The organism is Mycobacterium gordonae (assembly GCF_002101675.1).
GTDB classification, from domain to species: domain Bacteria; phylum Actinomycetota; class Actinomycetes; order Mycobacteriales; family Mycobacteriaceae; genus Mycobacterium; species Mycobacterium gordonae.
Genome location: NZ_LQOY01000148.1, coordinates 1 through 1,588, shown reverse-complemented (window position 1 = coordinate 1,588; position 1,588 = coordinate 1). Strand labels below are relative to the sequence as shown.

Genomic DNA, 1,588 nt, shown 5'->3' with positions numbered 1-1,588 from the left:
GCCGTAGCCGGGTGGGGTTTGGCCGTAACCGGGTGGTGCGCCGTATCCCGGTGGCGGTCCGTAACCCGGTGCAGGTCCGTAGCCCGGAGGGGGTCCGTAGCCCGGTGGGGGTCCGTAACCCGGAGGGGGTCCGTAACCCGGAGGAGTCTGGCCGTAGCCCGGGGGCGGTCCATAGCTGGGTGGGGGGCCATAACCCGGGGTCACTCCGTAGCCGCCGGGTGCGGCGTATGCAGGCGGCGGGCCGTACGCCGGCGGCGGCTCGTATGCAGGGGGAACCTCGTCTCCCGGGCATTCAGGCGGCAGCGTGCTCACCGTAGGCAGCGGCTGTCGTCGTTGGTCATGGGGTACATCCTGTCGGCGGTCGCTGCATTTCTCAATCTCGGTTGCATGCCAGCGCGTAGCGTCTCTGGAATGGCGGAACTTAAATCACGGCTGCGGGCGGACCTGACCGACTCGATGAAGGCGCAGGACAAGTTGCGGACTGCGACGTTGCGCATGCTGCTGGCCGCGATTCAGACCGAAGAGGTCTCGGGGAAAGAGGCCAGGGAGCTCTCCGATGACGAGGTGCTCAAGGTGCTGGCCAGGGAGTCCCGCAAGCGTGGTGAAGCCGCCGAGATCTATACGCAGAACGGGCGCGGTGAACTCGCCGCCAATGAGCACGCCGAGGCGCGCATCATCGACGAGTACCTGCCGACGCCGCTGACCGACGCCGAAGTGGTCGACGTGGTTGACACCGCGATCGCCCAGGTTGCCGAGTCACTCGGTCATGCGCCGTCGATGAAGGAGATGGGCCTGGTGATGAAGGTCGCCACCGGCATCGCAGAGGGCAAGGCCGATGGGTCGCGGTTGTCCGCGGCCGTCAAAGACCGGCTCTGAGCCAAGGTCGGGGGTCCTCCGCACCGACACCGATGCGCTGTGAGACCCCCGGATGTCGGTGGGCTGAGTATAATCGAATATATGTTCGATAGGTTGCCGTTCGTGCATCCGGGGATGGCGGAGTTCGACGCTTACCAGCAGGTGTTGGCTCATCGGCGGGCGCTGTTGGAAAAGACCGAGGAGTCGGTGGGGTGGATGGCGCGGATCGCGCGGGCGGGGCGCTCGGTCAATCAGGACGTGGCTGCGGAGTTGGTGGCGATCGGGGAGTTGTTCGCCCACCGCTTGGTGGGGGGTGCGGAGTCTGGGCAGTGGGCGATCGACACGTTCAAGGCGGTCGCGGGGGAGGTGGCGGCGGGGCAGAAGATCAGTCAGGGCCGCGCGGAGACCAAGCTGCGTTATGCCCGGGCGATGCGTGAGCGGTTGCCGAAGGTGGCGGCGGTGTTTTGTGCCGGGGACATCGATCTGGAGGCGTTTTCCACCATCGTCTACCGCACTGATCTGATCGAGGATCCGCAGGTGCTGGCGGCGGTGGATGGCGCGGTCGCGGTGCGGGTGACTCGGTGGCCGTCGTTGAGTCGGGGGCGGTTGTCGCAGAAGGTGGATCAGATTGTCTTGGCTGCTGATGTCGATGCGGTGCGGCGGCGCACCAAGACCCAAGCGGATCGGGAGGTGTGGATCAGCGCGGAATTAGACGGGCTGTGTCAGATCGAGG

At 66.4% G+C, this 1,588-nt stretch carries 2 protein-coding genes and 1 pseudogene; 2 read left to right on the top strand and 1 reads right to left on the bottom strand.

Features of this window, described 5'->3' with window-relative positions; translation table 11 throughout:
* Positions 1-312, bottom strand: a pseudogene (locus AWC08_RS37635) (hypothetical protein); the annotation flags it as partial.
* A 99-nt stretch (positions 313-411) separates the two neighbouring features.
* On the opposite strand from AWC08_RS37635, the gene AWC08_RS20480 reads away from it, so the two are divergent.
* Both AWC08_RS20480 and AWC08_RS20475 read left to right on the top strand, forming a co-directional pair.
* Complete coding sequence (locus tag AWC08_RS20480) at positions 412-876, top strand: GatB/YqeY domain-containing protein (RefSeq protein ID WP_065134816.1); 465 nt, start codon at positions 412-414, stop codon at positions 874-876.
* 81 nt (positions 877-957) lie between these two features.
* Positions 958-1,588, top strand: a 631-nt coding sequence (locus AWC08_RS20475; protein WP_142283702.1) for a DUF222 domain-containing protein, incomplete at its 3' end; no start/stop codon positions are given.